Consider the following 16,191-nt stretch of genomic DNA (forward strand, 5'->3'; position numbering starts at 1 on the left):
TCCGAGCCACTCCCGGCGACGGTGGGCCGTGGCCCACGGGCGCGTGTTTAAGCTGCCGCCGCACTGCGGCCGGATGGCTTGGCTTTCGCCACCCGGCCACCACTCAACCTACCAACGCCCACTGACAGCCGCTGACGAATACCGAAACTCCCGGTAGCAGCTTTCACCCCCCCCACCGACAAGCGACCTACTCCGCACTCTCCGCCCGCGCAGCCGTCGACTGCAGCTGCCCCAGGATCGCCGACGGACTGCCCCCGGACGAGACCGTCTTGCCGATGCGCTTCTTGATGTCCGCGCTGACCGCTGCCCAGGAGGTCCGGCCGACCGGATAGAGCTCGGACAGCGGAAGTTCCTCGAGGAAGGGCTTGAGGTCGGCGTCCCCCTTGGCCCCGGTCATCACCGTGGACGCGGAATTCGTGACGGGCAGCAGGTCGTACTCACGGGAGAAGTCGAGGACGTTCTGCTTGTCGTAGACGAAGTCGAGGAACTCGCCGACCTGCTCGGCATGGCCGTTCTGCTTGAAGGCCATCATCCAGTCGGCCACGCCCATGGACATCTTGGTCGGGCCGTCCGTCCCGGGCATGGGCACCATGCCGAACTTCACGCCCTGCTTCGCGGCCATCTGCATCAGCGAGGGGTGGCCGTTGAGCATGCCGACGTCCCCGTCCGCGAAGGCCGAGAACGCGTCGGCCCGGTTGAGCTCGCCGGGCGCGACCGGGCCCGTGAGCCCCTTGCCGACCAGGTTGTTCTTGAGCCAGTCGAAGGTGGCGACGTTCTCGGCGGAGTCGATGCTGTACGTGCCGAGGTCGAAGTCGGTGTAGCCGCCCCCGCCGCTGAGCAGCCACTGCATCGTCTCGGCCTGCGCCTCCTCGGGCCCGAGGGGCAGCGCGTACGGGTACTTCACGCCCTCCGCCTTGAGTGCCTCGGCGTCGGCGGCCAGCTCCTTCCAGGTCGTCGGCGCGGTGAGGCCCGCCTTCTGGAAGAGGGTCTTGTTGTAGAAGAGCAGGCGCGTGGAGGAGGCGAACGGTATGCCGTACTGCACCCCGTTGACCTGCCCGGCGTCCGCGAGCTGCGAGACGAAGTCGGCCTGGACGGGGATGGAGAGCAGGTCGTCGGCCTCGTAGAGGAGGTCCTTCGCGGCGTAGTCCGCGTATGCGCCGATCTGCGCCATGTCCGGCGCCTTCCCGGCGTCGACCATCTCCTTGACCTTGGCGTCGACGTCGTTCCAGGAGTACACGGTGACGTCGATGCGTACGCCGGCGTGCTCCTCCTCGTACTCCTTGACGAGCTTGTCCCAGTACTTCTGGGAACTGTTCTCCTCGCTGTCCCCGTAGTCCGCGGCGACCAGCTTCAGCGTCACCTCGTCCGAACCACCGGTCAGCCCGCCGCAGCCGCCCAGGGCCGCCGTCAGGCCCAGCGCGGCCATCGCCGCGATCGTCCCCGTACGCCCTGTACGCCTCGTACTCCTCGTACGCCCGGTACGCCTACGCCGCTGCACGCAAACCCGCCCCACACCCATGTTCGAAACTTTCGAAACGTCATACATATTGCCCCCATAAGGTCTACACCACGTAAGTGGACTAGACCTCTCGCGGGTGCGCAAGCCACACTGTCCCCGTGAGACATGTCATCGCCCTCGATGTGGGCGGCACCGGGATGAAGGCCGCCCTGGCGGGAGCGAGCGGCGTCGCGCCTCGTGCGGGCACACCCTCCCTGCCCCACCAGGCCCGCCGCCCGACCGGGCGTGAGCGCGGGCCGGACGCGGTCGTCGAGGGCATCCTCGACTTCGCCGCGGAGCTGCGCGCGTACGGCGAACAGCACTTCGGCGAGCCCGCGGCCGCCGTCGGCGTCGCCGTCCCCGGCATCGTCGACGAGGAGCGCGGCATCGCCGCCTACTCGGCCAACCTGGGCTGGCGGGACGTACCCCTGCGGCAGCTGCTCACCGAACGGCTCGGCGGCATCCCGGTCGCCCTCGGCCACGACGTGCGCACCGGCGGTCTCGCGGAGGGCCGCATCGGCGCGGGCAAGGGCGCCGACCGTTTCCTCTTCGTGCCGCTCGGCACCGGGATCGCCGGCGCCATCGGCATCGACGGCCGGGTGGAGGCGGGTGCGCACGGCTTCGCGGGCGAGATCGGCCACATCGTCGTACGGCCCGGCGGGCCCGCCTGTCCGTGCGGGCAGCGCGGCTGCCTGGAGCGGTTCGCGTCCGCGGCGGCGGTGAGCGAGGCGTGGGCCGCCGCCTGCGGGGACCCGGAGGCGGACGCGGCGGACTGCGCCAAGGCCGTCGCATCCGGTGATCCGAACGCCGTACGGGTATGGCAGGAGGCCGTGGACGCCCTCGCCGACGGCCTGGTCACCGCCCTCACCCTGCTGGACCCGCGCACCCTGATCATCGGTGGCGGGCTCGCCGAGGCCGGGGAAACCTTGTTCACACCGCTACGGGACGCCGTCCGTCGGCGGGTGACTTTCCAGAAGCTGCCGGAGATCGTCCCCGCGGCCCTGGGGGACACGGCGGGATGCCTGGGTGCCGGCCTATTGGCCTGGGACCTCCTAGGCCACACCAACAGTACGGAGGTAGCTCCCTGATGGCAGCCCACCCAGGGGCGCGGGACAGCGCCAATATGCGGCTCCGCCGCGGGGCGCGACCAGCCACGACGCACCAGCAGCCCGCGACGGGCCGAACCCCCCTGGTGCTCTCCGGCGCCAACGTGGTCATGCCGACGGGAACCCTCAAAGAGGGCCAAGTGATCGTCGACGGCACCCGAATCGCCGGCACAGCCCCAGAGAACGCTCACCACATCGACCTCACCGGCCACTGGCTCCTGCCGGGCTTCGTGGACATCCACAACCACGGCGGCGGCGGAGCCTCGTTCACTTCAGGCACGCCGGACGACGTAGTCACCGGCATCCACACCCACCGCCTGCACGGCACCACCACCCTCGTCGCCTCCACGGTGACCGGCGACATGGACTTCCTGACCCAGCGAGCCGGCCTCCTCTCCGAACTGGCCGAACAGGGCGACATCGCGGGCATCCACTTCGAGGGCCCGTTCATCTCCCCGTGCCGCAAGGGCGCGCACTCCGAGGAACTGCTGCGCGACCCCGACCCGGCGGAGGTCCGCAAGCTGATCGACGCGGCGCGCGGCAGGGCCACGATGGTCACCCTGGCCACCGAACTGCCGGGCGGCCTCGACTCCGTACGCCTGCTCGCCGATCACGGCGTCATCGCGGCGATCGGGCACACGGACGCGACGTACGAGCAGACGGTGGAGGCGATCGAGGCGGGCGCGACGGTCGCCACGCACCTCTTCAACGCGATGCCGCCGCTCGGCCACCGCGAGCCGGGCCCGATCGCGGCCCTGCTGGAGGACGAGCGGGTGACCGTCGAGCTGATCAACGACGGCACCCACCTGCACCCCGCGGCCCTTCAGCTGGCGTTCCGTCACGCGGGCGCGGACCGGGTCGCGTTCATCACGGACGCGATGGACGCGGCGGGCTTCGGCGACGGCCGCTACATGCTCGGCCCGCTGGAGGTCGAGGTGGCCGATGGCGTCGCACGCCTCGTGGAAGGCGGCTCGATCGCGGGCTCGACCCTCACCCTGGACCGCGCCTTCAAGCGGGCGGTGACGATCGACCGGCTGCCCGTCGAGGACGCGGTGGCGGCCCTGTCCGCCAACCCCGCCAAGCTGCTCGGCCGATACGACCGCATCGGCTCCCTGGAACCGGGCAAGGACGCCGACCTGGTAGTCCTGGACGCCGACTTCGACCTCAAGGGCGTGATGCGCCGGGGCGAATGGGTGGTTGAGCCCCAACTAGGGTGATGTGTCCTGCTGTTGGGGGCGGCGGTTGTCCTGGGAGACTGGGACGGCCGCCGCTCGTTTGGCATGATCGGGCTTCTTCGCATTTCTGAACTTCTTCGGGGGAGGTCGGCCCAGGTGATCCTCACGGTCACGCTGAACACCGCTCTCGACATCACCTATCGCGTACGGACGCTACGACCCCATGCGTCCCACCGCGTCTCCGAGGTGACCGAACGCCCCGGCGGCAAGGGCCTGAACGTGGCCCGGGTGCTGGCGGCCCTCGGCCACGAGGTGACGGTCACGGGCTTCGCGGGCGGCGCGACGGGACGAGTCGTACAGGAGCAGCTGACGAAGACCCCCGGTGTGGTGGACGCCCTGGTCCCGGTGACGGGCGCGACCCGACGCACGATCGCCGTCGTTGACGACCACACCGGCGACACGACCCAGCTCAACGAACCCGGCCCGACGATCACGCCGGCCGAGTGGTCCGCCTTCCAGGAGTCCTACGAGGATCTCGTCACCTCGGCCTCCGCGGTGGCCCTGTGCGGCAGCCTGCCGCCGGGCGTGCCGGTGGGGGCGTACGCCGGTCTGGTACGGGCCGCACGCGCGGCGGAGGTTCCGGTGCTGCTGGACACCAGCGGCGAGGCACTGCGCCGGGGCATCGCCGCCCGCCCCGACATCATCAAGCCCAACGCCGACGAACTGGCCGAACTCACCGGCTCCCACGAGCCGCTGCGCGCCACGCAGGACGCCCGCCGCCGCGGCGCCCGAGCGGTGGTCGCCTCTCTCGGCGAGGCAGGCCTCCTGGCCCTGACCCCCGAGGGCCGCTGGCAAGCCACCCCACCCACCCGCGTCCACGGCAACCCGACCGGCGCCGGCGACGCGGCGGTCGCGGGCCTGCTGTCGGGCCTGGTGGAGCACATGCCGTGGCCGGACCGGCTGGCCCGGGCAGCGGCGCTGAGCGCGGCGAGCGTGGTGGCGCCGGTGGCAGGGGAGTTCGACCAGCGGGCTTACGGGGAGTTGCTGGGGCGGGTGGCGGTTACGGGGAAAGTCAGCGCGGCCTGACGGCTACGACTCGACCCAGCCCTTCACCAGCCACATCTGGTCGAGGAGGGCGTCGCACTGGTTCCCCTGCTCACACGACACCTTGATCGTGTTCGTGCCCTTGTTGAGCTGGATCCAGTTGTACGTCTTCGTCCAGCCCTTCTCGTAGTCACCGTCGCCGGCGTGCGCCCAGTTCTTCAGGCCGACCGGGGTGCTGGCCGGAGTGTCGTTGACCGTGAGCGTGGCGTTCTGGTCCTTGCCGGGGACGCTGTAGCCGACGTACACCGTGTACTTGCCGGACTTCGGGATGTCGCTGACCGTCCAGGTGACCGAGGAGCCGACCCGGTTGAAGCCCTGGACGTAGACGCCGCCGTCCGCCTTGGCGCCCTTGACGTCGGACGCGAGGCCCGCGGTGCCGCCGAGGGCCAGGGCCTTGGCATCGATCGTCGGCAGGTCGTCCTCCGCCGCCTGACTGTTGCTGTTCGACGGGCTCGGCGCGCTGCTCTGCTGGGACTGCGTCGGGGTCGAGTCCGCCTCGTTGTTCTTGTCGCCCTTGTCGTCGTCGCCGCTCAGAATCGCCACGCCGATGCCGATGACGACCGCCGCGACGACCGCGATCGCGCCGATCAGCAGGCCCTTGGTGTTGGGGCCCCCGCCGCGGCCGGACCCGCTGCCGCCGCTGTACGCCGGCTGCTGCTGGGCCGTCGGTGCGCCGCCGGGGTGGGTCTCCGGGGCCGCGTAGTGCGCGTTCGGCTGGCCGTACGCGCCCTGCTGCTGCGGTATCTGGCCGTAGGGCGCCGTCGGCTGCTGCTGGCCGTACTGGCGCTGGCCGACGGCTCGCGCCCGGTTGACCGAGCCGGGGTAGCCGTAGCCCCCGCCTCCGGAAGGGGGCTGGGCTCCGTTGGCCTGCCCGTCGGCGTAGAGGTAGCCGAACGGGTCGTCGTCCTCGGGCGTGCTTGCGCCGTTGTTGCCGGACGTCATCCCTTGGGTACTCCTCACCAGGTGCGGGCGGATGCGATACGTGGGGTCAGAACGGCGAGCCTACCCGCTCCTGCTGACCCAAACGGGTGACTCGGATCGCATCAGCTCGCTGACCTGGGGTTACCCAGCGCGTCTGTGCTGTTTGGGACGAGATCGTTTCTCTACGTACATCCGCTCGTCGGCGGACTTCAACACTTCGTCCGCAGTCATCCCGCAGTGTGCCCACCCGATACCGAAACTGGCGCCGACGCGGACCGCCCGGCCCTCGGCCCGGATGGGCTGGATGATCTCGTTGCGCAGCCGTACGGCGAGGTCCTGGGCGTCGGCCCGGCCGAGCCCGTCGGCGAGGATCACGAACTCGTCGCCGCCGAGCCGGGCGACGGTGTCACCGTCGCGGACCCCGCGCGTCAGCCGCCTGGCCACCTCGATGAGAACCGCGTCACCCGCGTTGTGCCCGAACCGGTCGTTGATCGACTTGAAGCCGTCGAGGTCGCAGAAGAGGACCGCGAGCCCCTTGGCGCCGTCGTCGCGCCCGCCCTCGACCGGGGCGATGGTGTGCTCGTGGTGGTCGTAGGCGTCGTACGCCGCCGCGCCGGGGAAGTCGAAGCCGTGGCCGTTGGCGTCGTAGACGGCGGGGTGGCCGTAGGCCGCGTCCGTGGACTCCAGGGCGCCCGCGTGGGTGGGGCGCTGGCACAGGCGCGCGGCGAGGCGGGAGCGCAGCTCGGCGGAGTTCGGCAGGCCGGTGAGGGAGTCGTGGGAGGCGCGGTGGGCGAGCTGGAGCTCGCGGCGCTTGCGCTCCTCGATGTCCTCGACGTGGGTGAGCAGGAAGCGGGGGCCGTCGGCGGCGTCGGCGACGACGGAGTTACGGAGGGAGACCCACACGTAGGTGCCGTCGCGGCGGCCCAGGCGCAGCTCCGCGCGGCCGCCCTCCGCGGACGTACGCAGCAGCGTGCCGATGTCCTCTGGGTGGACGAGGTCGGAGAAGGAGTAGCGGCGCATCGCGGAGGCGGGGCGGCCGAGGAGACGGCACAGCGCGTCGTTGGTGCGCAGGATCCGGCCGTGCTGGTCGCCGCCCATCTCGGCGATGGCCATGCCGGAGGGGGCGTACTCGAAGGCCTGCCTGAAGCTTTCCTCACTCGCGCGCAGCGCTTGCTGCTCGCGCTCGAGCCGGACCAGTGCCCGCTGCATATTCGCGCGTAGACGTGCGTTGCTGATGGCGATGGCGGCCTGGAACGCGTACATCTGGAGCGCCTCGCGCCCCCACGCACCCGGCAGCCGGCCGTTGCGCGGCCGGTCCACGGACAGGACCCCGATCAGCTCGCCGCACGCGCTGCCCTGCACGCCCGGCGTGTACATCGGCGCGAAGAGCCGGTCGCTCGGGTGCCACTCGTCCTCGAAGCGGGGCGCGGGTCCGTCGGTGTACCACTGCGGTACGTCGTCGTCGTCGAGTATCCAGCCCTCGGTGTGCGGGATGAAGACCAGGTCGCCCCAGCGCTCGCCCATGGTCAGCCGGCGCTCCCAGGAGTCACGGGAGCCGACACGGCCGGTGATGAGGGCCTCGGCGGCGGGGTTGCCGGAGAAGGCGGCGACGACGAGATCGCCGTCGGGGCGTACGAGGTTGACGCACGCGAGCTCATAGCCGAGGCCGGCGACAACGCCGTCGGCGACGGTCTGCAGCGTGTCTGCCAGGCTGCGGGCCGTGTTCATGTCCGCCATGACCTGGTGCACTTGTCGCAGGGTGGCAAGACGGACGTACGGCTCCGACTCGGTCTCCATGCTCGCCCTCCCCCCGAGACCTCGCAGCGAATCAAGGGTGCTCTTCGGCGCTTCTTAATCGATCGTGCCCTTGTAGCTTCCCCGCCACTGAATCACAGCGCGCTGCCCACTCGGTACACAGGGTCAACAATTAATGCCCCTTGTGACTCAAGTCACAGGAAAACGTGAACAATTGAGCGGCGTTTCTGCGTTTTTCCTGTGCGTTTCCTGAACGTGAACTTGGTGCGTGTGTGGAGGTGCCGCGAAACGCCTCTGAACAGGTATGCCGAGAGCCGTCCGAGGTTCCGCAAGCCTTCCCGTGGTCCTAGGCCCAGGTCCTAGGACCGTGTCCCGGGTCCGTTCTCGGGCGAAGGGCCGATGTGGTGAGTGCGGGGTGACATTAGCGTTTTGGCGTGCCGAACACTTCTCCCCCCGCGCCGCCCGTGACCGCCGTCCTCCCCACCGCCCGGAGCGCGTCCGGGCATGCTGAGGGAGTGAGCAACGACGAGTTCCGTGCCGCCATGTCGCGGCTGGCCGCGGGTGTGGTCCTGGTGACCGCGCTGGAGCCGCCGCTGGACCCGGACGACCCGCACGCGCCGGTCGGCGAGGACGTCGGCATGACGGCCACGGCGTTCATGTCGGTGTCCCTCGACCCGCCGTTGGTGCTGGTCAGCCTGCGTGAGGGCTCCCGTATGGACGACCTGCTCGCCGAGCAGCCCCTGTGGGCGGTGTCGGTGCTCTCCGAGAGCCAGCGCCACATCGCCGGCCGCTTCGCCATGAAGGGCCGCGTCAGCGACCGGCTGCTGTTCGCCGATATCCCGTACGTCCGCGGCAAGGAGAGCGGCGCGCCGTTGGTGGGCGGCGCCCTGGCCACCCTGGAGTGCCGCACCGAGCAACGGGTGACGGCCGGCGATCACACTCTGGTGATCGGCCGCGTCCTGTCGGCCTCGCTGCCGAGTTCGGACGGGGGGCCACTGACGTATTTCCGGGGGCGGTACCGGCAGTTGGGCTGAACTCCGCAGACGAGGGCGGGAACAATTCCTTGGCCCACAACTGATCAACCGCCTTACCGTGCCGGGATGACGTCGATCACTTCAGCCACTTCAGCGCCCCGCCTCGAAAAGATCACACCTGGAAACTTCGAGGCCGCCACCGCTATAAGCGTCCGCCCCGACCAGGAACACGCGGTCTCCCCCGTCATGCAGTCCCTCGCCGAGGCATACGTTCACCCGGCGGGCGTCGCCTGGCCACGCCTGATCGTCGACGACGACCGCCCGGTCGGATTCCTGATGGCCTTCCTGGACATCGACTGGCACGGCGACGGCAGCGAACTGCGCTCCGGGCTGTGGCGGCTGAACATCGCCGCGCAGGAGCAGGGCCGGGGTTACGGACGGTTCGCGGTCGAGTCCGTGGCCGCGGAGATCCGCCGCCGGGGCGGCAAACAGCTGTACGTCACCTGGCACCCCGGACCCGACGGCCCGGAGGGCTTCTACCTCGGGCTGGGCTTTCGCACCAACGGGGAGACGTCCGGGGGCCAGACGGTGGGCGTGCTGGAGCTCGACTAGATCAGGACCGTGCCGAGTGGATCAGGACCACGTCGAGCCGGGACAGCCGCTCGGCGTCCGTCACGATGTCGATCACGGTGATCCGATCCCGTACGAACGCAAACTTCAAGGCCCGTTCCACCCGCCCCTCGGCGAGCACCACGAACCCTGTGGCGCCGTCGATCAGCGCGGGCCGCGCGACACCGGTAAGGGGCCCGAACGTCGCCGCGCCCCGCGCCACCGCCGCCGCGCCCGTGGCCACCCCGACCTCGGTGCGGGCGACGACGTCCGGGTCCAGGACGTCGAGCAGCCCGTCGAAGTCACCGTCCCGGGCGGCGGCGAGGAAGGCGTCCACGACCTGCCGCTGCCGGGCGCGGTCGTTCTCGGGCGCCTCCGCCCCCTGCACCCGGCGCCGGGCACGGCTCGCCAGCTGCCGCGCGGCGGCCGGCGTACGGTCCACGACGGCCGCGACCTCCTCGTACGACACCCCGAACAGGTCGTGCAGCACGAAGGCCAGCCGCTCGGCAGGCGTCAGGGCGTCCAGTACGACGAGCAGGGCCACGCCCACCGAGTCGGCGAGGAGCGCGTCCTGCTCGGGGTCGGCCGCGGAGGCGGGTGCGAAGGCGGGCACCGTGGTGTCCAGGGGCTGCTCCGCGCGGGACTTGCGGGAACGAAGCATGTCCAGGCAGACCCGGCCGACGACGGTCGTCAACCAGCCGCCGAGATTGTCGACCCGGGCGGTGTCGGAGCGGCTCACCCGAAACCACACCTCCTGCACCGCGTCCTCGGCCTCGGCGGCCGAACCGAGCATGCGGTGAGCAACGGCACGCAGGCGGGCCCGGTGCCCCTCGAAGCGCTGGGCAAGGAATTCGGGTTCGGTGTCGCTCATTCGTCCGTCACAGCCTCTCGTCACGGGCCCGTGGTGATGCGGTCGGTGACTTGACGGATCTCGGAGCGGCAATGTGACGGACAGACACCGCGCGCACGGTCCCTGCCCGCGGAGCAACCGCGGGCAGGGCCAGAAGCAGCGGGATCGGACTGGGCCGTTGCCGCGCGCGGGCGGTCAGTTCGGGCAGCCCGGCACGGCTCCCACGGGTCGGCAGTTGTTGGGGATGTTGAAGAAGACAGCGCTAGAGGCGAGGGAGACCTGAGAGCCGGGCCCTTCGTAGATGCCGCCGCCCTCGAGACCGGACCTGTTGTTTCGAACCGCGGAGAAGTCGAGTCGCAGCGTGCTGCCGGCGTGGCTGATCCCACCGCCCCTCCCACTGGCGTCGTTCCCGCTGACCATGCTGCTGTTCAGGGTGGCGGAGGCACCCAGCCCGATGCGAATGCCACCGCCGGTCTGAGCGCTGTTGTCCCTGACGCTGCCGCCGAACACCGTGACGGAGCTGCCCGCGCCGGAGACCCTGATACCACCGCCGGCGCCGGTGGGCACCCTTCCATGGAGGACGTGGATCGAGTTCAGGGTCAGGTCGCCGCCCGACACGACGTTGAAGATGCGGAAGTTGGGAATGCCGGCCTCCGTGGAACGTCTGACGGTGGTGTCCGACCCGCTGATGCTGTAGGAGCCCGTGACCGACGGCAGTCCGTTGCCTCCGTTGGTGGTGTTCACGGTGTCTCTGATGGTGTACGTGCAGTTGGGTGCGAGTGCGATGTTCTCGTTGCTCGTGTTGGAGGCGTTGATCGCGGCCCTGAGGGCGGCGACGTTCCCGCAGGGCACGAAGGTCACCGCGTGGGCCGGAGTGACCGGCAGTACGGCCATGCTCAGGCCGAGGCCTGCCACGGCTGCCAGGGTGGTCGGTCAGTACATGCTCTTCCAGTTCATCGAGGGCTCCTCGGCTCGTGCGCGGTCCCGCGCGGTTCGCGCATGCATGGATCCGCCCGAGAGCGTCCGGCGGCGACGACCGCCCCCCGTCCTCGATGCGGCCCTACCAGCGAAAACCGGAGTCACGGCACCGCGCCAAGCGGGCTGCTCCAATCAGTCACCGGATCCACCCGTCCGGCCCTCCGCGCGCGCCGGGCAACTCCCGCCGGCCCCTGCCCGAGGGATGCCTGGGGCCTGTCCGGCGGATCAGGCCGGCTGCAAGAAACAGTGCAGACCGGCCGAGCCGAGCGGTGCCTGGTGCGTGCAGCTGCAAGGCGGAGGAGCGGTGTCGATCAGCCGCTACCGCGGCGGGCGACGCGATGCGGGTCCCCCCTCTGGGGGAGCGCGTGCCAGGCACCGCGACGCCGGCATGATCCGCCGGACAGGCCCTAGGTCCAGTCCCGCCCGGTCCGCCCCCGCTTGGTCTCCGAGCGCTGCTTCTTCTCCCTCAGCCGCCGCTCGTTGATGCCCCGGGGAATGCGGGTCGGCCTGCGCGGCTTCGGCGGCGGGGCCGTCGCCTCGGCGAGGAGGGCGGCGAGGCGTACGGCGGCGGTCTCGCGGTTGCGCCACTGGGAGCGGTGCTCGGAGGCGCGGACGGTGATGACGCCGTCGACGAGCTTTCCGGCCAGCCGCTCGAGCGCCCGCCGCTTCCACACCTCGGGCAGCGCCTCGGTCTTCGCCAGGTCGAACCGCAGCTCGACCTGCGAGTCACTGGTGTTGACGTGCTGGCCGCCCGGACCGCTCGACCGCGAGAAACGCCACATGAGCTCGGCCTCGGGAAGCGAGACGGAGCCACGGATGACGTGAGGACCAGACATGCCGTCCATGTTCCCTGTCCTGTCCGGTCCACGTCACGCGAATATCCCCCTGAAGGTCCCCTGAGAGTGCTTTTTGGCAAAGAAAGTAAAGACACCTGGAACTTGAGGTACCCCTCTTCGCGTTCATAGGGGTAGCTGTAGCTTCTAGCCGTACCGCAACGAGGGAAGGGACTCCCAACAATGGCTGTAAGCCTGTCCAAGGGTGGCAACGTCTCGCTCACCAAGGAGGCTCCGGGCCTGACCGCCGTCACCGTGGGCCTCGGCTGGGACGTCCGCACCACCACCGGCACGGACTTCGACCTCGACGCCTCCGCGATCGCGGTCAACCCCACGGGCAAGGTCTACTCGGACGCCCACTTCGTCTTCTTCAACAACAAGCAGACCCCGGACAGCACCATCGTCCACACCGGTGACAACCGCACCGGCGAGGGCGCGGGCGACGACGAGGCGATCAACGTCAACCTGGCCGGCCTCCCGGCCGACGTCGACAAGATCGTCTTCCCGGTCTCGATCTACGACGCGGAGAACCGCTCGCAGAACTTCGGCCAGGTCCGCAACGCCTACATCCGCATCGTCAACCAGGCCGGCGGCGCCGAGATCGCCCGCTACGACCTGTCCGAGGACGCGGCCACCGAGACCGCCATGGTCTTCGGCGAGCTCTACCGCAACGGCGCCGAGTGGAAGTTCCGCGCCGTCGGTCAGGGCTACGCCTCGGGCCTGGTGGGCATCGCGCAGGACTTCGGTGTGAACGTCTGACGGACGCCGCGCTGAGCCGGAGCCCCCTGCCGCGGTACGCCGTGGCCGGGGGCTCCCGGCGTCGCAGGGCCGGGCGTTCGGGCCGTTCGATAGGTTGCCCGCATGATCCTCGACCCCCTCCCCCTCACCCCCGACCACGACATCCCGGCCCCGCTCCTCACCGAACTCACCGCCCTCTACGCCTCCAACCGCGACTTCCACGCGCTCAGCGGTGACTTCCCGGACCCTGACGACATCCGGCCGGATCAGGTGGCGGCCGCGCTGGCCGAGGAGTTGCAGGTCCCCGGCGCGGAGGTGTTGCTCGCTCGCACCGCCGGACAGCTGGCCGGGATCGTGATCGCGCTGGCCCAACACCCGGACCCGTCCGACCCGGACCCCTGGATCGGGCTCCTGATGGTGGACGCGGGCGCGCGACGCCAGGGGTACGGACGCCGGTTGGCCTCCCTCGTCGAGGAGCGTTTCCGCGCGGCGGACCGCACCGCCGTACGCCTGGCCGTCCTGGACAACAACCCCGACGCCGTCGCGTTCTGGACAGCCCTCGGCTACGAGACCATCGCCTACGGACGAGACCGCCAACTCGACCGCCCCTGCACGGTCCTGCGCAAGCAGCTCACCACGCCGTCCGCCTCCTCACCCGGTACCGACGAGGCCTGAACACCCCTTCGCGTGAGAGCGCCCTGACGTCAGGGCCGGTCCGGTTTCCCGTCCCCGTACAGCCAGTCCTCCCAGATCCCGTCGAAGTCCTCCTCCGGCGCCCTCTTCTCCACATACGCCGTGAAGTCGTCGGTGTCCGCGTTGCCGTGCCGGTGGTCGGCCGCCCAGCCCTGGACGATGTCGTAGAAGGTGTCGTCGCCGACGGTCTGGCGGATCTTGTGGAGGACCATCGCGCCGCGCTCGTAGACGGGTGAGTCGGAGATGTGCGCGGCGCTCGTGGGCTTGGCGGGCGGGAAGTCCCAGAGGCCCTCGTAGTCGTCCTCGCCGTGGTCGTACCGGTCGTCGAAGGTCTCCTGCGCGCTGTCGCCGCCGTTGTCCTCCTCCCACAGCCATTCCGCGTACGTCGCGAAGCCCTCGTTCAGCCACATGTCCCGCCAGCTCTTGGGCGTCACGGAGTTGCCGAACCACTGGTGGGCGAGCTCGTGGACGACCAGCTCGGTGCCGGGGGCGCCGGGGAAGACGGGCCGGTTCTGGGTCTCCAGGGCGTAGTCGGCGGCGTCCCCGCCGGCGACGATCGCGCCGGTGGAGGAGAAGGGGTACGGGCCGAAGTTCTCCTCCGCCCAGTCCATGATCTCGGGGAGCTCGGCGAGCACCTCGCGGCTGTCGTCGGTCTCCTCCTGGTCCACCGCGACGTACACGGGCAGGCCGCTGTCGGTCGTGGAGCGGCTGATTTCGTAGTCGCCGATGGCGAGCGTGGCGAGGTAGCTCGCCATGGGTTCGGAGGTGTGCCAGCGGAAGGTCGTTCGGCCACCCCTGGTCGTCCGGTTCACCAACTCGCCGTTGGAGACGGCCTCCAGGCCCTCCGGCACGGTCACGTCGATGTCGTACGAGGCCTTGTCGGACGGGTGGTGATTGCCGGGGAACCACGCCATGGATCCCGTCGGCTCCCCGAGGGCGAGCGCGCCGTCGGCGGTGGGGAGCCAGCCCTCCTCGGAGCCGTCGGGGTCGGTGATGGTCTCGGGGGTGCCGGAGTAGCGGACGGTGAGCTGGAAGGTCTCGCCCTTGTCGAGCTCGTCGTGCGGACGGACGACGAGCTCCTGGCCGTTGCGGCTCCAGCGCGCCTTCCGGCCCTCCACGCCGACCCGCTCGACGTCCATGCCCTTCAGGTCCAGGTCGAGGCCGGAGAGGTCCTGGGTGGCGCGTGCGGTGATCTCCGCCGTGCCGGTGAGGTGGTGGTCGTCGGGGTCGTAGGCGAGGTCGAGGGCGTAGTGGGTGACGTCGTAGCCGCCGTTGCCGGCCTTGGGGAAGTACGGGTCGCGCATGCCGGAACCGCCGGGGGTGCCCTGGACGCCGCTGCTGCACGCGGTGAGGACGAGCAGGGCGGAGGTGATGGTCAGGGCAACGGGCGCGAAACGGGACACGCCGGTGATCCTATGAGGTCGGGCGTGACACCATCCCCTACGTGCTCGACATCGGCTACGCCCTCTCCAACCGCTTCCCGGACCCCCCGCAGACGGACTACCGCCGCGCGGACGTCCGCGCCCTGCGCCACGACCTGTTCTGCGGTGACGTCTACCTCGCCGACACCAAGGCGGACCGGGAGTTGTCCACAGCCTGGGGATGGGTGCCGGTGCTCGACTTCGCCTGGGCCCTGTGCGACATCGTCGAGCAGCTGGACCAGGACCCGGCCGGCTCCCGCGCCTCCCGTCCGCAACACGCGGAACTGGACTTCACCGAGTCCACGGACCGCATGCTCTTCGAGCGCCGCTTCGGCTGGGTGGACATCGAGGCGGACTGGATGCCGGCGGAGGAGCCCCCGCTGACCTTCTCGCACAGCGAACTGCGCCGCGAGGCCCGCGACTTCCTGCACGATCTGATCGCCGACCTGATCGACCTGCACGACGACCTCGCCGAGAACCCGGCGATCTGGACCCTGCAGGCTCGTTTCCCGCGGGTGTCCTAGCGAGCGCCGCGGCCACCTCCACCACGACAACGAAGGAGCCCCTCCCGTACGAACGGGAGGGGCTCCTTGTCAGAGCGCCGGGCAGGCCTTGCACCTGCATTTCCCCGCAGGAAGCGGGGCGTCTTTCCTTGGACCACCAACGCATCACCGTTCGCCGGGAGTTCCGGTGAGCAGCGCAAGATCAATCATACCGGATCCCGACCGGATCCCGACCGGCCCCCTGACCGGTGCTCGCTCCTTGCTCCTCCGGTGCCCGCTCCCCGCTCCCCCCGTGCTCACTCCCCCTCTACTCCTCCGCCTACACCCGCACCCCCATCTCCGCCGCCAGCACCGGCGCGAGATCCAGCAGTTGCGACGGACTGATCACCGCTCCGGCCAGCCGGTCCACCCCCCGCGCGATGTCCAGCTCGGCCGCCTTCCGCAGGTCCACGTCCGTCATAGTCGCCGCGCTGAGGTCCGCTCCCTTCACCGCGCAGTCAACGAACTCGACCCTCTCCAGCCGGGCGCCCCCGAAGTCCGGCTCGACCAGGACGCAGCCCTCGAAGACGACGTCCTTGAGCTTGGCCTTGCGCATGTTCAGGTAGTCGATCTTGCCGCCTCGGATCACCACCCGCTCCAGCACGGCGCCGTGCAGCTGCACCCCACCCAGGCGGGCGTCCACCAGCTCCACATCACGCAGGGTCGACTCGGCGAGATCGGTGCCGACGCCCCGTAGGCCCGTGAACACCGAGTCGAGGATCCGGGCGTGACGAAGTCTCGTCTCATCCAGGGCGCAGCCCCGCAGCGCGCAGTCCAGGAAGCGGGCGCCTGCGCCGTCCTGTCCGGCGAGGTCCTCCTCCAGGAACTCCAGGCTGTCGTAGTCCCCGTCCGGCTCCAACCCCGCGCCCCGGTACGGCTCCAGTTGCGGCAACCGCACCTCGGGCCGCCGCGCACCCTTCACGCCGGTCCGGCCCGCACCGCCGCCCCGGCCCGGGCCGCCGCCCTCACCCCTCGCTCTCCTCGCCATGCCCCC

The 16,191-nt window shown here is 70.4% G+C and carries 16 protein-coding genes; 8 read left to right on the top strand and 8 right to left on the bottom strand.

Going from position 1 to position 16,191, the window contains the following annotated elements; all coding sequences use genetic code 11:
* Positions 1–187: 187 nt before the first annotated feature.
* Positions 188–1,426: an ABC transporter substrate-binding protein gene (locus tag ADL12_RS44095; RefSeq protein WP_062714112.1), complete on the bottom strand. Its 1,239-nt coding sequence runs from the start codon at positions 1,424–1,426 to the stop codon at positions 188–190.
* Positions 1,427–1,617: 191 nt separating this feature from the next.
* Between ADL12_RS44095 and ADL12_RS44100 the strand changes: the two genes are divergently transcribed.
* From ADL12_RS44100 to ADL12_RS44110, 3 genes are all read left to right on the top strand, one after another.
* Positions 1,618–2,586 (top strand): ROK family protein, encoded by a 969-nt coding sequence (locus ADL12_RS44100; protein ID WP_062714114.1) that lies wholly within the window; start codon positions 1,618–1,620, stop codon positions 2,584–2,586.
* Complete coding sequence (gene nagA / locus ADL12_RS44105; RefSeq protein ID WP_425265216.1) at positions 2,586–3,821, top strand: N-acetylglucosamine-6-phosphate deacetylase; 1,236 nt, start codon at positions 2,586–2,588, stop codon at positions 3,819–3,821. The genes ADL12_RS44100 and nagA overlap by 1 nt, the downstream gene beginning before the upstream one ends.
* 114 nt (positions 3,822–3,935) lie before the next feature.
* Complete coding sequence (locus ADL12_RS44110; RefSeq protein WP_062714117.1) at positions 3,936–4,865, top strand: 1-phosphofructokinase family hexose kinase; 930 nt, start codon at positions 3,936–3,938, stop codon at positions 4,863–4,865.
* A gap of 3 nt (positions 4,866–4,868) precedes the next feature.
* Here the strand turns inward: ADL12_RS44110 and ADL12_RS44115 are convergent, their stop codons facing one another.
* Together ADL12_RS44115 and cdgB are read right to left on the bottom strand one after the other, a co-directional pair.
* Positions 4,869–5,825 carry a carbohydrate-binding protein gene (locus tag ADL12_RS44115; protein WP_062714119.1) on the bottom strand — a complete coding sequence of 319 codons (957 nt, stop codon included), beginning with the start codon at positions 5,823–5,825 and terminating at the stop codon, positions 4,869–4,871.
* A gap of 120 nt (positions 5,826–5,945) precedes the next feature.
* Complete coding sequence (gene cdgB, locus ADL12_RS44120) at positions 5,946–7,601, bottom strand: diguanylate cyclase CdgB (RefSeq protein WP_062714121.1); 1,656 nt, start codon at positions 7,599–7,601, stop codon at positions 5,946–5,948.
* A gap of 392 nt (positions 7,602–7,993) precedes the next feature.
* Between cdgB and ADL12_RS44125 the strand changes: the two genes are divergently transcribed.
* Complete coding sequence (locus ADL12_RS44125; protein ID WP_079052609.1) at positions 7,994–8,593, top strand: flavin reductase family protein; 600 nt, start codon at positions 7,994–7,996, stop codon at positions 8,591–8,593.
* A 66-nt stretch (positions 8,594–8,659) separates the two neighbouring features.
* Positions 8,660–9,145: a GNAT family N-acetyltransferase gene (locus ADL12_RS44130; RefSeq protein WP_062714124.1), complete on the top strand. Its 486-nt coding sequence runs from the start codon at positions 8,660–8,662 to the stop codon at positions 9,143–9,145.
* 1 nt (position 9,146) lies between these two features.
* Here ADL12_RS44130 and ADL12_RS44135 read toward each other — a convergent pair whose 3' ends face one another.
* From ADL12_RS44135 to arfB, 3 genes are all read right to left on the bottom strand, one after another.
* Positions 9,147–10,013, bottom strand: a complete 867-nt coding sequence (locus ADL12_RS44135; protein ID WP_062714126.1) for a sigma-70 family RNA polymerase sigma factor — start codon at positions 10,011–10,013, stop codon at positions 9,147–9,149.
* A gap of 174 nt (positions 10,014–10,187) precedes the next feature.
* A complete protein-coding gene (locus ADL12_RS44140; RefSeq protein WP_062714128.1) occupies positions 10,188–10,907 on the bottom strand; it encodes a hypothetical protein in 720 nt (239 codons plus the stop codon).
* A gap of 470 nt (positions 10,908–11,377) precedes the next feature.
* Positions 11,378–11,815, bottom strand: coding sequence for an alternative ribosome rescue aminoacyl-tRNA hydrolase ArfB (gene arfB / locus ADL12_RS44145; protein ID WP_062714129.1), 438 nt, complete (start codon positions 11,813–11,815; stop codon positions 11,378–11,380).
* A 171-nt stretch (positions 11,816–11,986) separates the two neighbouring features.
* On the opposite strand from arfB, the gene ADL12_RS44150 reads away from it, so the two are divergent.
* On the top strand, positions 11,987–12,562 hold the full coding sequence (locus ADL12_RS44150; RefSeq protein WP_030050335.1) for a TerD family protein: 576 nt from the start codon (positions 11,987–11,989) through the stop codon (positions 12,560–12,562).
* A 102-nt stretch (positions 12,563–12,664) separates the two neighbouring features.
* On the top strand, positions 12,665–13,216 hold the full coding sequence (locus tag ADL12_RS44155; protein WP_062714131.1) for a GNAT family N-acetyltransferase: 552 nt from the start codon (positions 12,665–12,667) through the stop codon (positions 13,214–13,216).
* A gap of 29 nt (positions 13,217–13,245) precedes the next feature.
* Here ADL12_RS44155 and ADL12_RS44160 read toward each other — a convergent pair whose 3' ends face one another.
* Entirely contained in the window at positions 13,246–14,637 is a 1,392-nt protein-coding gene (locus tag ADL12_RS44160; protein WP_062714133.1) for a M1 family metallopeptidase, read from the bottom strand.
* Between the two features lie 41 nt (positions 14,638–14,678).
* Between ADL12_RS44160 and ADL12_RS44165 the strand changes: the two genes are divergently transcribed.
* The gene (locus tag ADL12_RS44165; RefSeq protein ID WP_062714135.1) at positions 14,679–15,179 is read left to right on the top strand and encodes a hypothetical protein; all 501 of its coding nucleotides are present in this window, start codon (positions 14,679–14,681) and stop codon (positions 15,177–15,179) included.
* A 298-nt stretch (positions 15,180–15,477) separates the two neighbouring features.
* Here ADL12_RS44165 and ADL12_RS44170 read toward each other — a convergent pair whose 3' ends face one another.
* Entirely contained in the window at positions 15,478–16,185 is a 708-nt protein-coding gene (locus ADL12_RS44170; RefSeq protein ID WP_079052610.1) for a pentapeptide repeat-containing protein, read from the bottom strand.
* Positions 16,186–16,191 lie beyond the last annotated feature (6 nt).

Origin of the sequence: Streptomyces regalis, assembly GCF_001509475.1 — a bacterium.
Lineage (GTDB): Bacteria > Actinomycetota > Actinomycetes > Streptomycetales > Streptomycetaceae > Streptomyces > Streptomyces regalis.